Source organism: Novosphingobium guangzhouense (genome assembly GCF_002896965.1).
GTDB lineage: Bacteria > Pseudomonadota > Alphaproteobacteria > Sphingomonadales > Sphingomonadaceae > Novosphingobium > Novosphingobium guangzhouense.
Genome location: NZ_LYMM01000043.1, coordinates 1 through 19,261, shown reverse-complemented (window position 1 = coordinate 19,261; position 19,261 = coordinate 1). Strand labels below are relative to the sequence as shown.

Genomic DNA, 19,261 nt, shown 5'->3' with positions numbered 1-19,261 from the left:
TTCAGACTACGTGCAGCTGTGGCAACTCGGCCGAATTCGGTTTGATGAGATCGCCATAGCTGGTCGGGGGCAACCCGATCTCATCACCGGCATGCTTGAGGTTCGCATGGGCCGCGACGATCTTGCTGCGCGTTTCGGCCACCAGCATCAAGGCAGATGCCGAACTCAGGATAGCATCCTGACCGACGATCGCCGATATCCGGCCATCAAGTCGGGCCAAAGGCAACGCAGCGTTCAACTCGGCAATACGGGCCACTGCGAGATCAAGGGCGTCTTCGGCGGCGAAAAGTCGCTCGGCGACCGTACGGGCAATGGCTTGGCGTTGAGCACGCATGGTTTCTCCTTTTCCGCTCCTTTGGGAGACGGGCGAATGCGATTGGATGAAAAGGTGCTCAGGGACGCAGCAGACTGGTCAGTCCCGTGAGCAGCGATGCGGCGGATCCGACCCCGACGATAGTCCCGAAGGTCATAGCGCCGATGACGATCATGGTATGGACGGACGTCAGGTCATTCTTCGATCTCCCGCGAATACGCATCGGCACGAGGTCCATCAAACCTGGAACAGCTGAGGCAACGAAGTGATCTTGCTGCTGCTCGGTGAGGTCGATTGCAGGTGTTTCCGCGTCGTTGGTGACGGTCGCAACTGAGGGAAGATCGGCGGGATCGGAAACACCCAGAAACTGGGGGGGTAATTTCTTACCCGCTTCATCCTCGGAAAGTTGCTGCTCCCACAGCGCGAGATAGCGAGCGGCTTGTCCCCGGCCGGGCACACCAAGCGTCTGGCACGCAGAAGAGATATGTTTGTACGCAACGCTGACGGAGATACCCAGCTTGATTGCGATCTCCTTGGTTCGATAGCCGTTCGCGACCAGTCTCAAGCAGTCTCGCTGGCGGGGAGTGAGGCGCCGCAGCAGCGCCTCATTTTCACGGACCCAAATCATCGCGTGCTTGTCCACTACGGTCTCCTGCGTAGGACCTGTCCCCCGGCCAGCCGCAGGTTGCAGGTCAACTCTATCTTCTCTCCCGCTCACCAAAATTTATCATGCAAACGTAACTCCATAATCCGGCGGAGGTAAATACCTGACGGCGTAGCTCACGTATCCTTACTTGCCGGGAAACCATATCTCTAGAAGGAGCGTGGTACAGGAGGGAAGGGGGGCGGAACGGGTAGGATTACTTTCCGGGAGCCCACCCATGACCACCAAGCACGACCATATACTGCGCAAATACATTCGCGCGGTCGTCAGACCACCGCGACGCCTTCTGGATATCATCCGGCGGGGAGGTCGGAAGATCATGCGATCACGTGTCAAGGCCGCGCTCCCCGCGCTGAGGGCACTTTCAGCCCGCCCAGTAACCACCCTTAAGCCTGAACCCAAAGCGCCGCAGCAATGGCGCATCGGGACCGTACTGCCATTACGGCATGCGCCGGGCCGGGCGGGTCACCGATCCGGCGATGGTCCACGTGTTAGCGTCACCCCCACGGCGAGGCAGATCGCCCGCATGCAAGAAACCCTGGACAGTTTGCCGAAGATGACACGCGCCATCTTCATCGCGTATTGTCACGACGAACTCACATTCGAAACGATTGCCCAGCGCTTCGGCATCCCCGTTTGCGACGTAGTGCGAGAAATCTCGCTTGCGCTGGTTGCCCTTGATGGCGTCGACAGCGAAAAGGATGCCTGAAGGGCGGCATAATTCGTCCCCCTTCCAGCCAGCAGGGTCGTGCTTCTGCCGGCGACCCTCCCGCCATTCAACCTCACGTATCGGCGCAACCGGCGCCCAGGTCCGCGAACATGTGGCAAACCGTCGACAGCAGGGTTGGCGAAGCGCCCCCGGCAATTGCCGATGCCCGCTTGTGCAGCTGTCGGTGGGCACCGCGCTGAGGGTCATCCTCGATACTCCATACCTTTCAATCGCCACCGGACCGCCGCTCGAGGTGGCCGGCACGGCGCATTTCTGGACAGGAGCGTTCCCATGTCCTTTCAATGCTCTTTTAGAAATCCCGACCTCGAAGCCCTGGGCGCCGAAATCGTGACGCGCCTTGGCGGCACCTGGCGGCCCGGGAAAGGCCTATGCCGTTGCCCTGTACACGACGATCGGCGACCTAGCCTCTCGGTCCGGGTAGGTGAGCGAGCCTTGCTCTTTAAATGTTTCGCCGGCTGCGACACGCTCGATGTGATGAATGCGGTGCGCTCGCTAACCGGGGAAGCGCTCTCCCGTTGCGAATACCAAACCACGCGCCGCGAGTGGATGACCACCGAAATTTGGCGCCGCCGGCGCGCCCTGGCAGTGTGGGAGGAGGCGACAGAAATTTTCCGAACCCCCGCGCAGGTCTACCTTCGGCAGCGCCACATCACGATCTTGCCCCGCGCGCTGCGCTTCCATCCCCGCACCCCGATCAGGCTTGGTTCCACGCTCGAATACCGCCCGGCGATGATAGCCGCCTTGTGCGAAGTCGATGCGTCCGGCGGCAGGCGCTTCCATGCGATCCAGCGGACCTTCTTCGATCGGAAAGACGCACGGCGCGCACGCGACCTACCGGCTCCTCGCATGACCATGGGGCGGCCGGCAAATGCCGCTGTGATTCTGGCCGAGGCCACCTCGGAGCTCGGGCTCGCCGAAGGTGTCGAGACAGCGCTGTCAGCCATGATGCTATTCGGTATCCCAGTCTGGGCGACACTTGGTAGCGATCGCCTCCATCAAGTCACGATCCCCTCGAACGTGACAAGGCTAGTGCTGTTTCCCGACAATGATCCGGCCGGTGCGCGAGGCAGTATGAGGGCAGTGCAATCCCATAAAAGGCCGGGCCGCACAATCGAGACGGCGTTCCCGCCCGCATTTTTCAAGGACTGGAACGACGTGCTTCGGCTCGGAGGGGAGGGAGTGGGGGAGTGATGGCGGCAAGTAGCTGACGGTCAGGCTGTCACCGCCAGGAGACTACCGACATGACCCAACTTCCTATCCTTGTTCGGGCATCGAACCTCGCCAAGTCGCCGAGCAACGTGCGCACTGTCAGCGATGCGGTGGCGGATGCCCAGCTCGAAGCGAATATCGCCGCAAAGGCCGTGCGCCAGAATCTCATCGGTGTGCCCGTTTCGCGCAAGAAGGGGCACTACCGTATCATTGCGGGCGGCCGCCGCCTGGATGCCGTCCACCGTCTGATCGAGAAGGGCGTGTTCGATGCCGACTATCAGCTGGCGGTGCTGGTTCTGGGCAATGCCAAGGATGCGATCGAGACCAGCCTCGAGGAAAACTTCTTCAATCTCACCATGAATCCGGGCGATACTTGCCGGGCCTTTCAGGACATCATCGAGAGTGAAGGCAAGGCGCCAGAGGACGTGGCCAAGCGCTTCGGTCTCACCGAACGTTTCGTTCGCAGCCGGCTCCGTCTCGCCGATCTTGCCGATCCAATCTTCGAGGCACTGCGCAACGGCGAGATCACGCTGAACGTGGCCGTAGCCTATGCCAGCAACAGTGACCGTGCCCGGCAGGCGGAAGTCTTCGAGATGCTCAAGGACGGCTACTACCGGACCAACGTCAACGAGATCAAACGCCAGCTCGCCGAGGACACCTATGTCGGCAGCGATCCCAAGGCGCTGCTGGTCGGACGCGACGCGTATATCGAGGCAGGCGGCCGGGTAGATTTGGACCTCTTCTCCGACTCGACCACCGAGCGCTGGATCGATGGTCACCTTCTCAATCGTCTTGTTGCGGACAAGCTGGCGCTCGCGGCCGAAACGCTGCGCGAACGCGAGGGGTTGGCTGAGGTCCGGATCATCCCCGCGACTCATGTCACCTATAACGAGACCTGGATCTGCGCCCGCTCAAGGGCGAAACGCCCGAGCTGACCACCGAACAGCAGGCGCGTCTCGAGCAACTCGGGGTTGAAATCGAAGCGGCCAACGAGGCATGGGACGAGGCCGATGGAGAGGGCCAGGCCGACCTGGCGAACCGTGTCGAACTGCTCGAGGCGGAGTATCGCTCCATCGAAAATCAGACGCCGATTCTGACCGATGAGCAGAAGGCCGGGGCGCTCGCCTATGTCGTCATCGGTCATGACGGAGAGCCACGCCTGCACGACCAACTCTACATCGCGCCCGTCGAGGAAGCGGCCGACGAACACAACGTCGGGGAAGGCGGGGACTACGATGCGGTCGAAACCGGGGTCGTCAATGCCTCGGGCAAGCCTGCCTACAGCCAGCGCTTGTCGCAGGAACTGGCCGAGATGAAGAGCGAGTTGCTGCGCGTCCATATCGCCAGCGATCCGCGCTTCGCCCTCGATCTGGGTACCTTTTGGATGGTCGACAAGGCGACCCGGCATTCGGGCGCTTATGACCTCGCAACCGAGCTCACCGCCGACAAGCCCTCGTCGCCGCTGACCGGCTTCCAGAGTGGTACGCTGGCCGCCGAGGAATGGGGCAAGATCGACGAAGCGCTCGATCGCAGCTGGACCGAAGCGGGCGACACCAGCCAGCGCTACGACGCGTTCTGCGCGCTTCCCGACGAGGCGCGCGCGGCGTGGCTCGCCTGGGCAGTTGCCCGAACGCTGCATGCGGTCACCGCGGACAGCAAGGCGGTCACCTTCGTCAATCATCTCGGCATCAAGCTCGACATCGACATCGCGGCCTGGTGGCGCCCGACCGCGAACAACTATTTCGACCGCCTGAGCAGCAAGGCCGCGATCCTTGCCCATCTCGACGAGATTGGGGGGCAGGAGCTTTCGAGCCGTTATGGAGCATCGAAGAAGCACGATCTCGCGACCTCGGCCGAGAAGATCTTCGCAGGCACCGTGCCGGTCGAAGCGGGAATCCAGGATGCGGCGCTCGCCTGGGTACCCGATGTCATGCGCTACGCCGCGGTGCCAATCGTTGACGAAGAAGTCGAGCTGTCGGCGGTGAACGTCGAGGGGCATGATCCGACTGAGGACGAGCTGCCCCAGGCTGCCTGATCGCCCCTGACAGTTCCGGGGGCGTGGCGATGCTGCGGCCCCGGGGCTTTTGGCGTTCGATCGCACTTGTCTATTTCGCTCTGACATAGGCGGTAAACGCCTCATCCAGCCGTTCCCGCATCGCTCCTTCGACTGGCTCGGCCTCGTGCCACGGCCCTCCTCTTTTGCCGCAGCCCGGCTGGGAGGGAAGGGGGAGCAGGGCTGGCGGACCGAGATGGTCCAGATTCAACCCGGAGTTTGACCCCATGTCCCACCCTCTGTTTGCGCTCGTCCCTTCCCACCAGCCTGAAACCACATCGGCGCGACCCGCATGCAGGCGATCGCGATGCGGGCAAGCCTTTGGCAGGATATCGATCGCGATGAATTTCAAAAGCTTTGGGAGGCAGAGGCAAGCGAGACCGAGGCGAGGGTCGAAATCGAGACCGTCAGTGTCGCGACCGGCCTCCTGCTTCCCGTCTGGCACCGGCTGCCACAAAAACGACGTTCGTGTCTGGCGGATCGATGATGGCGAGGGCACGTCGATCCTGGGGCGGTTGATCCCGGTTGATGCCGTGCGGGCCTGCGGTCGGCGTTCGGTCTTGATGGCAAGCTCGAACTTACCGGCACTGAAATGATCGCGGCCGCTCAAAAAGGACCGGGCATCGCGACACCGGGCCTTGGTGGCGCAATCCTGGCGCCGGCTTTGGTCAATGGCACGCGCCGGCTCGAGATCCGCAATTACCGGCTTGAAGATCCCGAGCGGCTGAAGGCGCGCGGTGCCTTCAGCGAGGTCATTCAGTACAGGACCCGGCTATTCGTGCCGCTGGACCAGTCGAACGAGGTGGTCGAAGCGATCGTGGCGATGACACGGATTTGATTTGGGGGACGGCTCTGGCCCGCCAACAGCTCAGAGCGCGTCGAGATCATGACGGGTGACCCATGCCGACATCCATCGGCTCGCAATATGATCCTGACGGGCGCCTGCTTCACGAATGGCTGAGCAGGCAAGCCGCCTTCGACTGAATTCTCGGCGCCAACGGCGGGTGGAGGGAAGGGGGTGGGGATGAATTGGCCTGTCCGAAGCGGATTGGCCCTTCACATCAAGGAGATCCTCTCATGGCAACGCTTGCTCAGCAAAATGATGCGCCTCGAGATTCCGGAGCATACAAGGTCGATATCTCCCGCGGTCGCAACCTCGGGCGGGTCTCGTCCGAATGGTTTTCGCGTCCCGATGACGAGAAGTTCCTGTCGCTCGATGCGCTTTACGACAATGTGCGCCGCCGCGCCGAACGCGCTCACACTCGCGTGGTCGAAAGCCGCGACGTGCGTATCGAGGCGAGCATGGATAACCCCGAGCACCTGAGCCTGATCGTTCCGGGCGAGGCGGAACCGATCGCGCCGACAAACTGGTCGTTCGGCCAGCTCTCCAGTCTGGTGGGCGCACCCGCCTCCTATCTCCGCAATCTTCCGGCAGCTCTTGCCGGGATCAATCTCCAGCATGGCCTGCTCAGCCACCGGGGCGAACAAGTGAAATTGCTCAAGACCCATGAAGGCCGCGCCGAGCTGCGGGCCGTTACCGGACCTGATTACGGACGCATCTGGGATCACGAGCTGGTCGCAGCCGTCATGAAGATCGCTGGCAATGGCGTTTCGGATACACGCTGGAAGGTGCCCGGCGTTCTCGACTGGGGTTCCATGCAATACAACCCCTATGTGGACGTCACCCGCGAGACGACTACGCTCTACGCATCGGATCGGGATGTTTTCCTGTTCCTGGTCGATGACACGCATCCCATCGAAGCTGGCAAATTGCCCAATGGTGAGCCCGATCTCTTCTTTAGAGGCTTCTATTGCTGGAACTCAGAAGTCGGCTCCAAGACTTTGGGAATCGCGACTTTTTACCTCCGCGCCGTGTGTATGAACCGCAACTTGTGGGGCGTTGAAAATTTCAAGGAGATCTCGATCCGGCATTCCAAGTTCGCAGCCAACCGTTTTGCCCATGAAGCCGCACCCGCTCTCGAGACCTTTGCCGACAGTTCGGCATCGAGCTTCGTCGAAGGCATCAGGACAGCACGAGGCCGTATCGTCGCACGCACTGGTGAAGATCGCGAAAATTTCCTGCGCAAAAACGGCTTCTCCAAGTCCGACACGGCAAAGATCATCCAATCGGTGATCGCCGAGGAGGGGCACCCGCCCGCCAGCCTGTTCGACTTCGTTCAGGGCATCACCGCTCACGCGCGCGCGAAGTCCCATCAGGACACAAGGCTCGAAATCGAAGGAAAGGCGCGCAAGCTCTTCGCCAAGGCGAACTGAGGTCACCTTTCGGAAGGGCTCCGCCAAGGCTCTCCGCATTGCCCGTGTCCACCACCGGACCGACGGTCTTCCAATCTTCCCAATGACCCACCGCGAGGCGGCTTCGACCCAGGTCGGAGCCGCCCTTTTCGTTGCGAAAGGATCAAATCATGCACATTTCTGCCCAGACCGAGTTGCACAGCTTCACCGTCGACGTCGAATTCTCGAGCGGCGGCGAACCATATGCTACGGAGACTTACAATGTCGAGGCCAGCGACTGGTATCGCGCTCAGCGCGACGCGCTCGAGATGTCGGTCTTGAGTGCCTACGACAATGTTCGCATCCCCAATCTCACCCGTCGCGTGATCGTCTGATAGCGCAACCAGCTTCTCCTGCGGTCCTCCGGACCACGGGAGAAGTGTCGCTTCCCACCTGGCTGCAGCGCCAAACTAGCCACAAAAGCGCGGGTCCGGCGAGGCTCGCGATATGGCCAGCGCTGTGGCGCGATGATCGCCACGATACCAACTGGAAGAGGCGGTCAGGTAGGGCCCCGCGCTGCGCCAATGGCGCAAAAATAGGGCAGGTTCGTGCTCAGGCGAGAGCAGCTTCCAGAGCCGATCGGGATATCGAGTGAGCGAGGGCGATGAGGTGCCGATTGTGCTCACGGTACATCAGTTGGCTCGTGATCGCCTCGACCGCTTTCGGGTTGACTTGCCTTATTGTCGCGAGCGCGATCTCGCAGCGATCCGCGCCGCATTCCCTAAGCGCTGCGGCAACGTAATCCATGCCATGGCTTTCCGTCACGGCGGCAAGATCGAACATGTCCCGGGGTTGGAAATTCCGACCCCGAAAATAGACCTTCTTCGCGATGATCTCCGCCGGCGTTTCAAGGTCCACGGGCTGTCCCCGTATGTCCTTTCGGTTCGCTGAGCGATCGAGGATGGGGTGACAGCAGATGAAGTCGATTTCGCCGAGACTTTCGAAAGCAAGCTTCAATGCCCGCGTGCCATCCGTCTCGTAACTGTCCGGGTGCCGCGAGAGCGCATACTCCTGAGTTTCCGGGTTGAGATAGGCAAGCAGCTGTGGATCGTCGATGAACACGTCGATGTCATGGCTCTCGCGATGATCGATCTGCAGCATAAGCGCAGTTCCGCCACCAAAGCTCCACGACGGCCTGATGCCCGTGCTTTCACGCAGCCGGTCCAGCAATTCAATCATGATGTCGAACAGGACCGGCCATTCACTGGGCCGCCGCGCTACCATTGTATTCAGGCAGCCAGAGGAAGCGTATAACCGGAAAGCTGCGCGAACTGACTAGCTACGGCACTTACCTGCTCGCTATCCACGCCCATGCCGGCTATGAATTGCTGCTGAAGCGCGGGAGAAACCTCGGAAAAGAACGCAAAAACCGACGCGTTGAATTCGTGAGCACTGCCGGGGTCGGCAATAAGGGCGGCGAGTTGATGCGCGGACAGGTCCACCCCGTAAGGGGCGTTCACGGTCGTCAGCACCAGGGTCTCTACGTCGCTCATCACTTTCCCATAACGCGACACCGGCCGCGTTCGTTTCCCCGATATAACTCGCCATCATTTACAAAACAAGAATGGTGGGAGCACCGGGTCAAGCGACGGGGTGCTGAGAACTCGCGGCCAACTTGCTTCTTCTTCCATGTAAAGCGCTGGGCAGAACGCGCGGATCCAAGCCATGCCTGCTCGCTGATGTGTTGTCATCGACGGCCTGACCCACAACCTCCAGGATCACACGCACCGTAGATGTGCCCGGCGGTCATTACGTATCACAGCCGTTCAATCCACGTTCGCTCACGCCATCCAGTCCACCGGTGTCCGCGCTTGCGCGACCTCGTTGCCGAACGCGTCAGCCTGACAGCACGATATTGATCGATCCGTTCGATAACCACCAGTCCCGCAACTCCCAGCCGGGCGATCAGCGCAGCTCGGTCTCTGTGCGATCGACCGAGCCCGATCCTCCCGAGCGAGCTATAGAAAAGGGTCTCGTTGCCCGAGCCGTGCTTTTCCGGAGCTGCAGGAATTTCGCGGGACTGGAAGGAACATCGCACTCCCATAAAGGTATCGCCCTGCGGGGGACGGCGCGGTAAATGGCGCGCGACGAGGGCTTCGACCTGTCCGGCGCCGACAAGCGCTGCTGTGAAGCGCCATCGCAGGCGGCCAGCCTGGGCTTGAGTTGTCCCGGAACTCTTTGCACTATTCGTCGCCCGGAATCTGCAGTTGCCACGCCTAGCCGTTCGTTCCCTCTTATCCAGCTCTATTGTCATCTGCTGAAAGGACCGACCGTTGGAATACCGCCAAAAGCTTGTCGATGCGGCCGTTGATCAGCTTCGCTACCTTACCGGTGAACAGGTCGACCAGCACGGCACGTTTGTGCAGGTCGAAAGCGGTTTCAAGATGGCGCGGGTGATCGAGGCGGTGATGCGGGTGGCGTTCGATCATAACGAGCCGCTGGTCCGCGAACTGGCGATCAGTATCACTCCGCCCGGCGAAGACTGGACGAACTATCGGGACCAGGCCGCTGACGGCTTGGTCGCTGTGCGCGGCTCCATCCTGTCGCAGCTGGATCCCTTGCCGTGAGGCTGGCAATCCCCGCTGCCTTATGTGGGCAACGATGGCACGATCTGGGGCCAGCCTGAGCCCGGTGCCGACCTTTCCATGCGACAGCTCACTCCGCCTGCTTAATCATAAAGCGTGTGTTCCCCGCAGTTTCAGCGCCCGCGCGCGGTTCCAAACCGCCTCTCCGCGCAAACTAGTAAATCCGCTTTTTGCAATGCTCGGAGCAAGAGGCGCGATGCGATCCACCAAGGGTGCCACTTCTCGGCGGGATCGGCGACATAGTCCCATCCGACGGAAAGACGAGGCACAAGCCCGCCTGTAGCTACCTCCGCTGCAAGTGTCTGACGGGTCACCCAGGGCCATGTTTTCACGCATCTCCCTTCGCGCCGCGAAAGCTGAGACCCGTTGTCAACATTCCGGGATTGCCGCCGCATCGGTTGCAAAAGCCAGGCACTGAACCTTTCTCGGAACAACGGAAATTGCCGCCCGCTGGTTACCTGCTTGTCCTATCCGGGGAGCACAGACTGCCTCACGCGTCCAAAATTGAGTACTACGCTGCAAAGCAGGGCCGCCGCTCTGGCAGGTTTTATTGGATAGTTGGTCTCGACATTGCGCTCTGGGCCATACTCGGCGGCATCCTCTTTGCCGCTACCCGATAAAGCAAGATGGCCCCGCACTGCGGGGGCAGGCCGGGCCAGTTGATTGCAAGGACATAACGCTTCGGGTCGCAACTGGATCATGCGTCAGCGCTGCGACAATTTAAAGACGAAATCAGCCGCTGATACCCTTGTCCAGAATTACATCGATCATGGCGCCCCAAGCTGCGGTCATGTCGGCGCGATCAACACAATGACCGCGTTCGTCGCCGAGCAGCTTTTCGCCGGGGATGCCGACGTCGGGCGTCGCATCGAGCAGGGCGGTGAGCACGGCGCGGACATCGCGCTTCAGATACTCTTGCGCCATCGGCGCGAGATCGTCGCGCTCCTCAGCGGTTCGTTCGTAAGCCAGCACTCGCGCCGCGTGCGCGAGCAGGACCATCCATTGATCTCCATGTCCGGCCGCGAAAATCTATCACCGTCGAGCATTCCCGCCAGCCACAAGCTTCCACCGATTGAGGTGGATCTGAAAGTCGCGGGTCCTGCAGTACGGGTCCATGCCGTGGTTACCCGGCGGTTTCGTCAGGAAGGTCCAGAACCACTCGACCCGCGACCCTTCGACGACGCCATTGATTGCCAGCCACGCCAGCGCCAGGCGCACTTCGGGTCGCGGCGAAATCGGTGCCTTGTCCGCCTCTAGGGCCGCGGCGTCGAGGATGTCAATCGCGAGTCGTTCATGCGAGAGGGCGAGGGCGGCGGAATGGACGCCTTAGCCATCGTGCGCGGGGTCGCGATGCGCGACCTTCAGGAACGCGGCGGCATATTGCCGGAACATCCGCTGCCAATAAGGCCCGGCCAGTTCCCACGGCTCCCATTCGCTGCCGGGGTCGCTGTCGATGCACGACGCCCACATCTCCTGCGCAAGCTCGTGGGTCAGCGCCTCGTGGTCGTTCGTGGTGCAAATCCGGCAGGCCATCAGTCGCGCTCCACCGGCAAGCATTCGACGTCACGACGTCCGCACGCCCTGGACTTCAGCCGCGCCTTGATGGCCGGCATGCGGGTGTCGAGGCCCTTTGTAATGCAGCTTTTGGAGGTGGCCTTCGGACCGAGCCGGGCGGTATGGCTGCAGGCGCATTGCACGCCGACATCGACGCCTTCCTTGCATTCCAAGATGGAGTGATTCTGAAATGCCCCACCTCGCCAGAATGGATGGCCCGCTCGACCTTGGAGCCTGCGGGACCAGAACGAAGTCGCTGCCTTTTGGTCGATGGATCCTGGAACAAACCGAGCGGGGCGGTTCGTCGGTCAGCTTGCGTCCATCGCAAAGTCGGATCGCGGTTTTCCAAGAGACGGCACCCCGGATGCGGTGCGCAAGCGCCTGGGCGACACCGGCGCCGATCCGGAGATGTTCGAAGCCGTCGACGCCGCCGAACTGGATTGGGTGTCATGGTGACCGACGAAGAACTGATCGCGCTGGCACAGCATTGCTTCGAGCAGGCCGATCGCGCCGATGCCACGCAAGGCGACTGTGGGCAGCTCCGCGACATCTTCCCGGCAGTGCTTCAGCGCCTCCGCGAGGCTTCAGCGCCTCCGCGAGAAGGTGGAGATCACGCGGCATCTCATCGAGCCCGACCGCACGGTGATCGCCGGGCCAAAGGGCAAGGAGAAGCAGGCCGCTTTTGCTGACGCTTCGTCGGATGACGACCAGATGCAGCTCTCGCTGCTTCCGCTCTGAAATCGGGCCAAAGGCGCAAAAGGGCAACGTAGGGTTGTCGGAAATCTGATTGGCCGAAATCATGGCGAAGTGCGTGTCGCCCGGCGATGCCTGGATACGCTCGCCTGGATCCTGTAAAAGACCTGGATCCTGTGAAAGGAAGCGTCCACGCTCCGGCGTGTTACGGCATTTTCGCTCGGCGCTGATCAGTCGCTCGGCGATGGCGGACGGGCTCGACCAGGAGCCTGGCTGCTGCGGTTGTTCGCCAATTACGTAATGGCCAGCCTCAAGATCTTTCCGATGACACAGCCGTCGCATTGCTCGCGCCCGGAACCGGGAAGACGACAACGAGACGACTATGTATCTGCTGAACTACCGTCAAGCGGGGACCACGGGGCGCGTCGGTTCCGCGGCGGGATCATGCCCGGCCGCTGGACGAAGATGACATCTCGTATTCGCAAGTCTCGTTGACGAAGTGCAGAGCGCAAAGTGTCGTAGCGCTCGGAGTGAGCGACGTTGCTGTCATCGTAAATATAAACAATCATCCGATCCCAGCGCGGCAGGTCCATGAAATAAAGACCCAAATCCCCTGCGAACTCCTCCTCGATCTTGCTGAAGTCACTCGCGGAGCGGACCATCTTGACCTCCACTATGGTCTTCAGCCTCCGGACCCCGAAATCGAAGCGTGGCTGTTTCTGCTCGAAGCCCGGCAGATATTGCTCGTCGACCAGGTCGTCCCCGAAACGAGGCTCGAGGATCGCCCAAAGGAAGGCCTGAACATGTGCTTCGGAATCGATCAGCCAACGCGCCGGACCGATTTCCCTTCTGTTCGGTCGTGCATCCCAAACCCAGCGTCGGAAAGCCGATTGTGTGGCTTCGAGCATCACCGCCAGGCTGTCAAAGTCGGGAACGAGTTCAGCGGATATCCAATTTACGAGCAAATCGAGTGCCGACAGCCAGATTGCCGCGCGCTCGAGCTCACCCTCGGCGGGGCTGGGGGAAGAGAGCAGGGCCGTCATCAGGTCCCTTAGCTGTTCCACCGAAAGAGGCCCGTACGGTCACAAAGGCGTCGGGCCGGCGCTTGCGCAATACCAGGTCAGTCCCCAGCACAACGGCCGATCCCTGCGGATCGGCGCGTAATCCGCCGGCGCCGTCAAGCAGGTCGGCCGCCAACTGTCGAACCCGATTGGACCAAGCATTGGGTTCGATATTCTCGTTGGCGACATCCCGCAGCCATGTTCGGCGCTCTGCATTCATGCCATCCGTGTCGTCGGCCTTTGCCATGCCGGCGGCGATACCGAAGCAGGGCAAGATCATCGCTGCCAAGCGGGTCGCGCCCACTTCTCGATCGACTGCGTAGCCGATCTGCCAATACTGCGCGCTTTTTAGTGGGCCTGAGTCATAGATCGCATACCCGGTGTCTACAAGCCACGTCGATCAGCCCTGGTCGCCGACCAGTTCAAGTAGCCTCCGAAGTGCCGACCATGGGTTGGCGCTCGCTGCTGCGATGCCGATGAAGATCGACCTTCACGGCGATGCTGCCCGACATGACCGACAGTTCTGCGCGCGGGACCTACTTTCCTGTCGGTATGCTCAATCACGGGCGTCATCTTGCGGACAACGAGTGGGTGCCAGACCCAGGGACTGGTGGAAACCAAGCCTGACACCCACGATGCTGCAAACCGGCCAGGTCACAGCATCTTTTGTCGGCCTTAGCCGGGGATGCCGCACATGCATAGCGGTCATTTTGGATTAGGAGGCCTTCAGCGCTCTTTGCCTCAGGAAAGTGCTGGCCCAGCGCCGCGGGGGGAGGGTGACTGGTCGCTGGGCCACAAGTCTGCGACTGGCTTGTTCTGTTTGAGAGATCAACGGAGCTTTCGGCTTTTGCGTTCCTGACCGATATGCAGTTCGTCGCACATTCCGAGCGCTCCGAAAGATGGGCCCGGCCGTCGCAGCGGGCCGAGATGCCCAACGGCCGGGCCCGAGTATCCAGGCTCCGGAAGAAGCGACTGGATGAGGGTCGCCGGCCTAACGGCTCCAGCGCACATTTGTTGCCGGCGAAGTCCGCAAAAAGCTGATCAAACTGTTTGGATCACCCGTTTGCGAATTGATCCAGGTCGATCCGTTTGCGTCATTGCCCGTGTTTAGGGGCCGGGGGCACGACCATGCGGTCCACTTGCCTCTCAGGCATCATAGCGCGCGCAGCCAGGACCATAATCACGACCGTCATCGCGGCGATTGCCGCGACCAGGAACCGTCCTTTGGACGTATACTTCCCGTTAAGTCCCGACAATCCGACCTCCCTGTTTCACGGCAGCGTGAACTCCCTTAGCTCAGAAGACCTGAGCGCAGCTTGAGTTCCACTTCCTTATTGATGTCACGGCCACCGGCCGGGCGAGGCAAGTGCCGCCCGCCGCACGATGGCGAAGGGCACACCGCGCCGCGGCAGGATTTGTGACATACACCTAGGACGGGCGGGGCTATGCCTCCGCATTGTTCAGAGCATGGCACTTTCGGGCAGTGGAATGGGCTCCATCCGCCCAAACGAAAATCGAGGGCGAGTCGATTGATGGCCGGTAGAGTTCACTCGCGACCAAAGGCGGGGCGGCGTTGCGCGGCCACGGCGCGAAGCCCTTCAAGCATCTGACCATCCGCAGCTCACTGCCCCCATCCCAAACCACACTCATCCCGTGGCAGGGACCACCGTCGAGCAGAACGGTTTTGCGAAACACGCTCATCTCCTCTGATTGCTGCCTCAATCGGCATCTCCAACGTCATGGGCCGGTAGCCGTTCCGGAAGAAGCCTTGAAATGGCTTCACTCGCCGCACGCAGGTAGCAATTCGGCTCACCTGCGGGGCCTGGCTTGATGAATGCAGGTTATCACCGCTCGCTGCACCCGCAACATTCATAGTCCGGCGGCATCCAGAGCCAGGTTGGCTGACAGTGCTTGAGTTTTCGCGGTTTCATGATGCCAGCCTTGGTCGCTTCACCGGGGATCGCCTCATGACCATCCTCGATCGCCCTGCCGGCGATGGGCATGTGTATGTTTCGATCGGGCCTCATCCACGGCACTTACCTGCGCACGTTTATGCTCATGGAGGTTTGACGGCGCCACCCTCCATCCAGTCACGCGCCCACACGCGATGTGATTTTCGGCGGATCGCGCTGCCGCAATGGCGGCAGGTGCCGACATAGTTCAGCCCATCCCAAGTGACCCCGGACCGAATTGGCGAGTGCCTGTCAAACAGGCAAAACGGTACAGACAAACGCATACTTGACCCTTAGAGCTTTCTGCTATCGCGCCCGGCAGGATCATCTCCCATACAATGGTTTTACGGTCATTACCGCCTGGGGCAGAATATGCTGCCAAACCTGCTCCGGCAACCCAGTCGCAGAACCCCACAAACCTTGAAAGGAAAGCGTCGGGAAGGTAAAGCTAGGGACCTGTAGCTCAACCTCGACGTGCCTTGGCGATGTCATCGCCGAGGCACTTTTTATGGTATCTCCATAGGACGACCATACCTCGAAATTGGTGGCTACGCATCGACCCTATGGGCCGCGTTTCTCAGTTAAAGAACCCGGCAGCCCGCTGGACCACGCCAAACCTAAGGTAAACGCAGACCACGCAATGCATGCCAGGTTGCCGCCCCTGCGAGAAAATGCCCCGGCAAGATAGCCTTGCCAGGGCAAGTGGGTCGCTAGACTGTCCCGGTAAGAGGACAGCGCTTTTTTACGTACCGGCAATGAATCGGGCAACAAGTTTCGTGACGGCGCGATGCTAAGGCGGGCCGGGCTTCTCAGCACCGAGCGTGGCGATAAGGTTCGCGAAGTCATTCGGCGAAATGAGCCGTTCAAATTGAAATCCAGCCCTGCCACCATGACGCCAAACGAGGTGCGCCTCGATCCGACCAATCGCTGGCAGCCTGATCGTCAACCGTTCACCGGGCATCAAGTCAGGTTCTTGGTCCACCATGAACCCGTGCGGTGATATGTTTGCCATATGCATATCGATCTCACCGAACTTCGCATGCTCGGCGAGAAAGCGATAATCGACCGGCTGGCGGACGATCCGTCTATCATCGACGGGTGGAGAGCGACGGCGACGCACTGAAGGCTCCAGAAATTGCAGGCCTATTCTCGGGGCGAAACCTTACCGGAATGATAATTCATACCACCCGCGCCCTTTCAATACAGGCTGAGTTGCCATGCGGACTATGCTTCAGCATGCCACTCAAGCGAAAGCGCTTTATCATCAAGCCACTCGATCACATCCGCCACTAGGTCGCCGCCCGGGCTTTCGATGGTTCCCGGTTGTCGATAGTCGAAGAACAGCCCGTATCCGGGATGGTTGCGGGGCGCGCTCTGGCGTGGTGCTGTATATTTTGCAGATGGGCGATGGCTGACAACTGGAGCGGAAAGACTTACCCATGTCGCCCTGGTCGCGCGCGCAGAGAACTGGTTTGTCGTATCCGGGACGCGGGTGGACCAGGCCCTGCGCACAAAGGCCGTCAGGGTCGGCGACCGGCTGATAGCGATGCGGTTTCGCTACCCCGAAAGCCTTGCTGCCAAATATGCTCCGACCCTCGACCGAGTGGCGGAATGCCTACAATTTCCCGAGGATGCCTACTGACCGTGGGGTGGTCACGCGCAACCTGGCAATCCTATGGCGCTCGCCTGGATGCTTCCGCCATCGCAGCATAGGCAGCGCTTGCACCCGCGGCCAATACCGCCACCCAGATCGCGACGTTACCCGCCCGGATGAAAGTGAAAGCACCCAGGGAAGCCCCGCAGACCAACGATGCCCACAAGATCAGATAGGGCGCCCAATTCCACTTCGGGCCGCCCATGAAAGCCGACGCGATATGCTGCCCCAGCTTGACCAGCGCGCCGGTCATGTAGGTCACACCGATCGAAACTTCGCCGTTACGCTGGAAGACGGCATTCTCCGCGCCCATGGCCGCCGCCAGAACCATTGCAACCGGCAGATGGGAAGTCACTTCGCTCAAGGATGCGGCGGCGGTAAGAAGCCCGGTCACGAACGCCAGCACGGCGGGCTTACGATGTCGGGCGGCGCGCGAAGCGACGAAAGAACCTGCGATCACCCCGGTCACGAACGACAGGACCAGAAATCCTGCAACGAGCGCCGCCGGGGTGTCCCGAATGAGCCCGACCGCCACGCGCGTCGAATTGCCGCTCATGAATGAAACGAAAAAGCCGCCAAGGCTGATGAAGCCGATCGCGTCAACGTAGCCAGCCAGAGCCGCGAGCATCGCTGCCAATACCCAAAACCGCGTCTCGTAGGCAATCATAGTCGGGGCCCTGCAGGGATCAGTGCTTGTGAAACTTCGGCAGGTCACCCGCCATGCTTGACAGCATCCCGGACCACGCGGCCAGAATGAGGCCTTCTTCCCTGCTGGTCTCCGCGCTGATCACGCCATAGATGCCAAGCTTGCCACCGAGTTCCTCCATCGACAGCAGGCCTTCCCTCTGGAGCAGGGTGGCGATCATCAGGATCGCACCTCCGGTGGCCCGAACGAGCGCCTGTTCCGTTTGCGAGAGTGAAGTGGCATCCGTCATGTCGCTTGACCTTTCACCTTGGCCCGCCCGTCGAAGGGCGCAAGGGTATTGAACCATAGGGCGTTGCCCTCCGACAAGGGCTTCGGCCACCGTCAAGGCCTGGGCCGGCGCGCAATCGGATCCTATGCCGATGACTGTCCGAAACGTTGGCCGGGAAGGCGGCGCAAACACGCCGTGTGCGCCCGGAACAATTGTTCGCGCCAGCCTATCAGCATGCCTGTCATTGGAGATCAGCGCCAGACATGCATCCTGCAAGGGCGACGCCAGTCCAGCCGAGATCGGTGACCGTGGCCGTGATGTGGCCGTGATATCGACCGTAACTCCACGACCTCGATCGCTCCCTTGAAGCGCTTGCACGCTGTCTGATCGGGACGCAGCATAACCACAAGGCGGACCTTATTTCCTCGCCTCTCTATCGTTCCCATCGCGAGCAGTGACGTTCGCGCGAGCGCTGATGCCCCGCACGCGTTTTTCGAGCAGCGAGGGCTGTTTGCTCCGTACTTGGCCTAACGGAGTCCGAACTGCGCTGAGCGGAAAGCTAGCGCCTTGAAAAGGATGGCAACTTGCGCAATTATTCGGGCGCGGCGAGTCACTTGCCGCACGAGGAGAGTTGGAAGAAAGGAGGCAACGCAATGTCCCTCTCCAAATTTCATCACCCGCTTGACCCGGTTGCGCACCCCCAGTTCGAACATGAGGTCAAACGCGCCATTCTGCAGTCCTGGGCGTCAGATGCTTCCGCGGAAGGCGATCGGCTAGCTCCAAGGCAGGCGCAAAGACAATCCCGACACAAGTCTGTGAGCGCGGTGGTTCGGCGGCGCGCCGACCGAAAGGTGTAACCATGGCCGAGAAGCTGTTCGACTTGTTTCGCAAGGAACGGAAGCGTCTGGAACTCGCTCTTGCTGAAGCCTCGGCGAGGGGTTGCACCGACCATTCCGAAATTCGGCGCTTGAAGGCTCTCCACGCTGCCGTCGGCGATCAGATCGTTAGTTGGAAGCGCGATCTCTACGGATCGGAACCTCCGGAAATGGCGACCGCAGCGTAAGCGAGCGATGGGCCGGAAGGACAGTCTCGCACCTCCGGCCCAACATCCCGCCGACGCAAGTTATCCGCCAGCCGGGGTACATACCGGCTGGTGGATGCCCCGAGCAACATGCACTGCGGCTTGGTGAACTCAGGCTCCTCTGTGCCCGCGGTGCGTTGAAATAACAGGGTGCCTTTGGTGGTGGCCCTGCGCGGTGCCACGCCCTTGCGGAGACGGACAGCATTGGGATCCGCGCGCTAGAAGGGGAGGCCGGGCTAGACCTGAAAACGCCACATCCCCTTGCCGGCAGACTTTGCCGCGTAGAGGGCATCGTCAGCGACACAGAACGCCGCACCGAGGGTGTTTTGAGCGGAAGCACCTAGGCTGCAGGTCGCCTCTGATCGCTGCTTTGTCAGTGCGGCTTGTGTTTCGGCGTGCAAGTGGTGCCCACCTGACTCGGTGATCGGCGCCTAATCGGGGACCACCCCCGGGTCATCTTTGTTCGTTGGCTAATTGGGGCTGACGACGAGGCGGAGGATGACGAC

General features: G+C 61.0%; 25 protein-coding genes. 12 read left to right on the top strand and 13 right to left on the bottom strand.

Translation table 11 applies throughout. The annotated features are described in order from the left end of the window. Nucleotide 1 precedes the first annotated feature (1 nt). Both A8V01_RS16380 and A8V01_RS16375 read right to left on the bottom strand, forming a co-directional pair. Nucleotides 2-334 carry a hypothetical protein gene (locus tag A8V01_RS16380; RefSeq protein ID WP_103096936.1) on the bottom strand — a complete coding sequence of 111 codons (333 nt, stop codon included), beginning with the start codon at nt 332-334 and terminating at the stop codon, nt 2-4. 58 nt (nt 335-392) lie between these two features. Next, a complete protein-coding gene (locus A8V01_RS16375; protein WP_146037287.1) occupies nt 393-956 on the bottom strand; it encodes a response regulator transcription factor in 564 nt (187 codons plus the stop codon). 238 nt (nt 957-1,194) lie between these two features. Between A8V01_RS16375 and A8V01_RS28245 the strand changes: the two genes are divergently transcribed. The 3 genes from A8V01_RS28245 (at nt 1,195) to A8V01_RS29315 (ending at nt 3,851) form a co-directional block, all read left to right on the top strand. After that, nucleotides 1,195-1,686, top strand: coding sequence for an RNA polymerase sigma factor (locus tag A8V01_RS28245; protein ID WP_146037286.1), 492 nt, complete (start codon nt 1,195-1,197; stop codon nt 1,684-1,686). Nucleotides 1,687-1,977: 291 nt separating this feature from the next. Continuing rightward, nucleotides 1,978-2,898, top strand: a complete 921-nt coding sequence (locus A8V01_RS16365) for a DUF7146 domain-containing protein (RefSeq protein ID WP_103096930.1) — start codon at nt 1,978-1,980, stop codon at nt 2,896-2,898. Between the two features lie 50 nt (nt 2,899-2,948). Then, nucleotides 2,949-3,851 carry a ParB/RepB/Spo0J family partition protein gene (locus tag A8V01_RS29315; RefSeq protein WP_245892624.1) on the top strand — a complete coding sequence of 301 codons (903 nt, stop codon included), beginning with the start codon at nt 2,949-2,951 and terminating at the stop codon, nt 3,849-3,851. On the opposite strand, the gene A8V01_RS29310 is transcribed toward A8V01_RS29315, so the two are convergent. Further along, nucleotides 3,800-4,255: a hypothetical protein gene (locus A8V01_RS29310; RefSeq protein WP_245892622.1), complete on the bottom strand. Its 456-nt coding sequence runs from the start codon at nt 4,253-4,255 to the stop codon at nt 3,800-3,802. The two genes, A8V01_RS29315 and A8V01_RS29310, sit on opposite strands and share 52 nt — an antisense overlap. On the opposite strand from A8V01_RS29310, the gene A8V01_RS29305 reads away from it, so the two are divergent. The 5 genes from A8V01_RS29305 to A8V01_RS16340 all read left to right on the top strand — a co-directional run bounded on the left by A8V01_RS29305 (nt 4,229) and on the right by A8V01_RS16340 (nt 7,596). After that, entirely contained in the window at nt 4,229-4,951 is a 723-nt protein-coding gene (locus A8V01_RS29305) for a hypothetical protein (protein WP_245892617.1), read from the top strand. The genes A8V01_RS29310 and A8V01_RS29305 overlap by 27 nt on opposite strands. 310 nt (nt 4,952-5,261) lie before the next feature. Then, nucleotides 5,262-5,456 carry a hypothetical protein gene (locus A8V01_RS16355; RefSeq protein WP_103096928.1) on the top strand — a complete coding sequence of 65 codons (195 nt, stop codon included), beginning with the start codon at nt 5,262-5,264 and terminating at the stop codon, nt 5,454-5,456. Nucleotides 5,457-5,561: 105 nt separating this feature from the next. Further along, on the top strand, nt 5,562-5,807 hold the full coding sequence (locus tag A8V01_RS16350; RefSeq protein WP_103096926.1) for a hypothetical protein: 246 nt from the start codon (nt 5,562-5,564) through the stop codon (nt 5,805-5,807). Between the two features lie 239 nt (nt 5,808-6,046). After that, entirely contained in the window at nt 6,047-7,243 is a 1,197-nt protein-coding gene (locus A8V01_RS16345) for a DUF932 domain-containing protein (RefSeq protein WP_103096924.1), read from the top strand. A gap of 149 nt (nt 7,244-7,392) precedes the next feature. After that, nucleotides 7,393-7,596, top strand: a complete 204-nt coding sequence (locus A8V01_RS16340; protein WP_103096922.1) for a hypothetical protein — start codon at nt 7,393-7,395, stop codon at nt 7,594-7,596. Nucleotides 7,597-7,813: 217 nt separating this feature from the next. Here A8V01_RS16340 and A8V01_RS16335 read toward each other — a convergent pair whose 3' ends face one another. Further along, on the bottom strand, nt 7,814-8,485 hold the full coding sequence (locus A8V01_RS16335; protein WP_103096920.1) for a nucleotidyl transferase AbiEii/AbiGii toxin family protein: 672 nt from the start codon (nt 8,483-8,485) through the stop codon (nt 7,814-7,816). A 5-nt stretch (nt 8,486-8,490) separates the two neighbouring features. Continuing rightward, nucleotides 8,491-8,754 (bottom strand): hypothetical protein, encoded by a 264-nt coding sequence (locus tag A8V01_RS16330; RefSeq protein ID WP_103096988.1) that lies wholly within the window; start codon nt 8,752-8,754, stop codon nt 8,491-8,493. A 780-nt stretch (nt 8,755-9,534) separates the two neighbouring features. On the opposite strand from A8V01_RS16330, the gene A8V01_RS16325 reads away from it, so the two are divergent. Beyond that, nucleotides 9,535-9,828: a hypothetical protein gene (locus tag A8V01_RS16325; RefSeq protein ID WP_103096918.1), complete on the top strand. Its 294-nt coding sequence runs from the start codon at nt 9,535-9,537 to the stop codon at nt 9,826-9,828. A gap of 750 nt (nt 9,829-10,578) precedes the next feature. Here the strand turns inward: A8V01_RS16325 and A8V01_RS16320 are convergent. The 3 genes from A8V01_RS16320 to A8V01_RS16305 all read right to left on the bottom strand — a co-directional run bounded on the left by A8V01_RS16320 (nt 10,579) and on the right by A8V01_RS16305 (nt 11,573). Continuing rightward, the gene (locus A8V01_RS16320) at nt 10,579-10,845 is read right to left on the bottom strand and encodes a hypothetical protein (RefSeq protein ID WP_103096916.1); all 267 of its coding nucleotides are present in this window, start codon (nt 10,843-10,845) and stop codon (nt 10,579-10,581) included. A gap of 327 nt (nt 10,846-11,172) precedes the next feature. Further along, nucleotides 11,173-11,379 (bottom strand): hypothetical protein, encoded by a 207-nt coding sequence (locus A8V01_RS16310; protein WP_103096912.1) that lies wholly within the window; start codon nt 11,377-11,379, stop codon nt 11,173-11,175. Then, the gene (locus A8V01_RS16305) at nt 11,379-11,573 is read right to left on the bottom strand and encodes a hypothetical protein (RefSeq protein ID WP_103096910.1); all 195 of its coding nucleotides are present in this window, start codon (nt 11,571-11,573) and stop codon (nt 11,379-11,381) included. Before A8V01_RS16305 ends, A8V01_RS16310 begins: the two co-directional genes overlap by 1 nt. Before the next feature lie 97 nt (nt 11,574-11,670). Between A8V01_RS16305 and A8V01_RS16300 the strand changes: the two genes are divergently transcribed. Together A8V01_RS16300 and A8V01_RS16295 are read left to right on the top strand one after the other, a co-directional pair. Continuing rightward, nucleotides 11,671-11,856: a hypothetical protein gene (locus A8V01_RS16300; protein ID WP_232494440.1), complete on the top strand. Its 186-nt coding sequence runs from the start codon at nt 11,671-11,673 to the stop codon at nt 11,854-11,856. 57 nt (nt 11,857-11,913) lie between these two features. After that, nucleotides 11,914-12,138: a hypothetical protein gene (locus A8V01_RS16295; protein ID WP_245892615.1), complete on the top strand. Its 225-nt coding sequence runs from the start codon at nt 11,914-11,916 to the stop codon at nt 12,136-12,138. 335 nt (nt 12,139-12,473) lie between these two features. On the opposite strand, the gene A8V01_RS16290 is transcribed toward A8V01_RS16295, so the two are convergent. The 5 genes from A8V01_RS16290 to A8V01_RS16270 form a co-directional block, all read right to left on the bottom strand. Continuing rightward, nucleotides 12,474-13,136 (bottom strand): PD-(D/E)XK nuclease domain-containing protein, encoded by a 663-nt coding sequence (locus tag A8V01_RS16290; RefSeq protein WP_103096908.1) that lies wholly within the window; start codon nt 13,134-13,136, stop codon nt 12,474-12,476. Then, entirely contained in the window at nt 13,096-13,443 is a 348-nt protein-coding gene (locus A8V01_RS16285; protein ID WP_146037285.1) for a hypothetical protein, read from the bottom strand. Before A8V01_RS16285 ends, A8V01_RS16290 begins: the two co-directional genes overlap by 41 nt. A 2,453-nt stretch (nt 13,444-15,896) precedes the next feature. Continuing rightward, nucleotides 15,897-16,226: a PilZ domain-containing protein gene (locus A8V01_RS16280; RefSeq protein WP_103096904.1), complete on the bottom strand. Its 330-nt coding sequence runs from the start codon at nt 16,224-16,226 to the stop codon at nt 15,897-15,899. Between the two features lie 553 nt (nt 16,227-16,779). After that, the gene (locus A8V01_RS16275) at nt 16,780-17,427 is read right to left on the bottom strand and encodes a YoaK family protein (RefSeq protein ID WP_103096902.1); all 648 of its coding nucleotides are present in this window, start codon (nt 17,425-17,427) and stop codon (nt 16,780-16,782) included. Between the two features lie 19 nt (nt 17,428-17,446). Next, the gene (locus A8V01_RS16270) at nt 17,447-17,695 is read right to left on the bottom strand and encodes a hypothetical protein (protein ID WP_103096900.1); all 249 of its coding nucleotides are present in this window, start codon (nt 17,693-17,695) and stop codon (nt 17,447-17,449) included. Nucleotides 17,696-18,533: 838 nt separating this feature from the next. Here A8V01_RS16270 and A8V01_RS16265 point away from each other — a divergent pair. Next, complete coding sequence (locus A8V01_RS16265) at nt 18,534-18,737, top strand: hypothetical protein (RefSeq protein WP_103096898.1); 204 nt, start codon at nt 18,534-18,536, stop codon at nt 18,735-18,737. The last annotated feature ends 524 nt before the right edge of the window (nt 18,738-19,261 follow it).

Bases quoted from the DNA above. Each gene is read 5' to 3' on its own strand.
- A8V01_RS16380 (WP_103096936.1), bottom strand. From the start codon at position 334: ATGCGTGCTCAACGCCAAGCCATTGCCCGTACGGTCGCCGAGCGACTT.
- A8V01_RS28245 (WP_146037286.1), top strand. From the start codon at position 1,195: ATGACCACCAAGCACGACCATATACTGCGCAAATACATTCGCGCGGTC.
- A8V01_RS16365 (WP_103096930.1), top strand. From the start codon at position 1,978: ATGTCCTTTCAATGCTCTTTTAGAAATCCCGACCTCGAAGCCCTGGGC.
- A8V01_RS29315 (WP_245892624.1), top strand. From the start codon at position 2,949: ATGACCCAACTTCCTATCCTTGTTCGGGCATCGAACCTCGCCAAGTCG.
- A8V01_RS29305 (WP_245892617.1), top strand. From the start codon at position 4,229: ATGAAGAGCGAGTTGCTGCGCGTCCATATCGCCAGCGATCCGCGCTTC.
- A8V01_RS29310 (WP_245892622.1), bottom strand. From the start codon at position 4,255: ATGGACGCGCAGCAACTCGCTCTTCATCTCGGCCAGTTCCTGCGACAA.
- A8V01_RS16355 (WP_103096928.1), top strand. From the start codon at position 5,262: ATGCAGGCGATCGCGATGCGGGCAAGCCTTTGGCAGGATATCGATCGC.
- A8V01_RS16350 (WP_103096926.1), top strand. From the start codon at position 5,562: ATGATCGCGGCCGCTCAAAAAGGACCGGGCATCGCGACACCGGGCCTT.
- A8V01_RS16345 (WP_103096924.1), top strand. From the start codon at position 6,047: ATGGCAACGCTTGCTCAGCAAAATGATGCGCCTCGAGATTCCGGAGCA.
- A8V01_RS16340 (WP_103096922.1), top strand. From the start codon at position 7,393: ATGCACATTTCTGCCCAGACCGAGTTGCACAGCTTCACCGTCGACGTC.
- A8V01_RS16335 (WP_103096920.1), bottom strand. From the start codon at position 8,485: ATGGTAGCGCGGCGGCCCAGTGAATGGCCGGTCCTGTTCGACATCATG.
- A8V01_RS16330 (WP_103096988.1), bottom strand. From the start codon at position 8,754: ATGAGCGACGTAGAGACCCTGGTGCTGACGACCGTGAACGCCCCTTAC.
- A8V01_RS16320 (WP_103096916.1), bottom strand. From the start codon at position 10,845: ATGGTCCTGCTCGCGCACGCGGCGCGAGTGCTGGCTTACGAACGAACC.
- A8V01_RS16310 (WP_103096912.1), bottom strand. From the start codon at position 11,379: ATGGCCTGCCGGATTTGCACCACGAACGACCACGAGGCGCTGACCCAC.
- A8V01_RS16300 (WP_232494440.1), top strand. From the start codon at position 11,671: ATGGATCCTGGAACAAACCGAGCGGGGCGGTTCGTCGGTCAGCTTGCG.
- A8V01_RS16295 (WP_245892615.1), top strand. From the start codon at position 11,914: ATGCCACGCAAGGCGACTGTGGGCAGCTCCGCGACATCTTCCCGGCAG.
- A8V01_RS16290 (WP_103096908.1), bottom strand. From the start codon at position 13,136: ATGACGGCCCTGCTCTCTTCCCCCAGCCCCGCCGAGGGTGAGCTCGAG.
- A8V01_RS16275 (WP_103096902.1), bottom strand. From the start codon at position 17,427: ATGATTGCCTACGAGACGCGGTTTTGGGTATTGGCAGCGATGCTCGCG.
- A8V01_RS16270 (WP_103096900.1), bottom strand. From the start codon at position 17,695: ATGACGGATGCCACTTCACTCTCGCAAACGGAACAGGCGCTCGTTCGG.
- A8V01_RS16265 (WP_103096898.1), top strand. From the start codon at position 18,534: ATGGCCGAGAAGCTGTTCGACTTGTTTCGCAAGGAACGGAAGCGTCTG.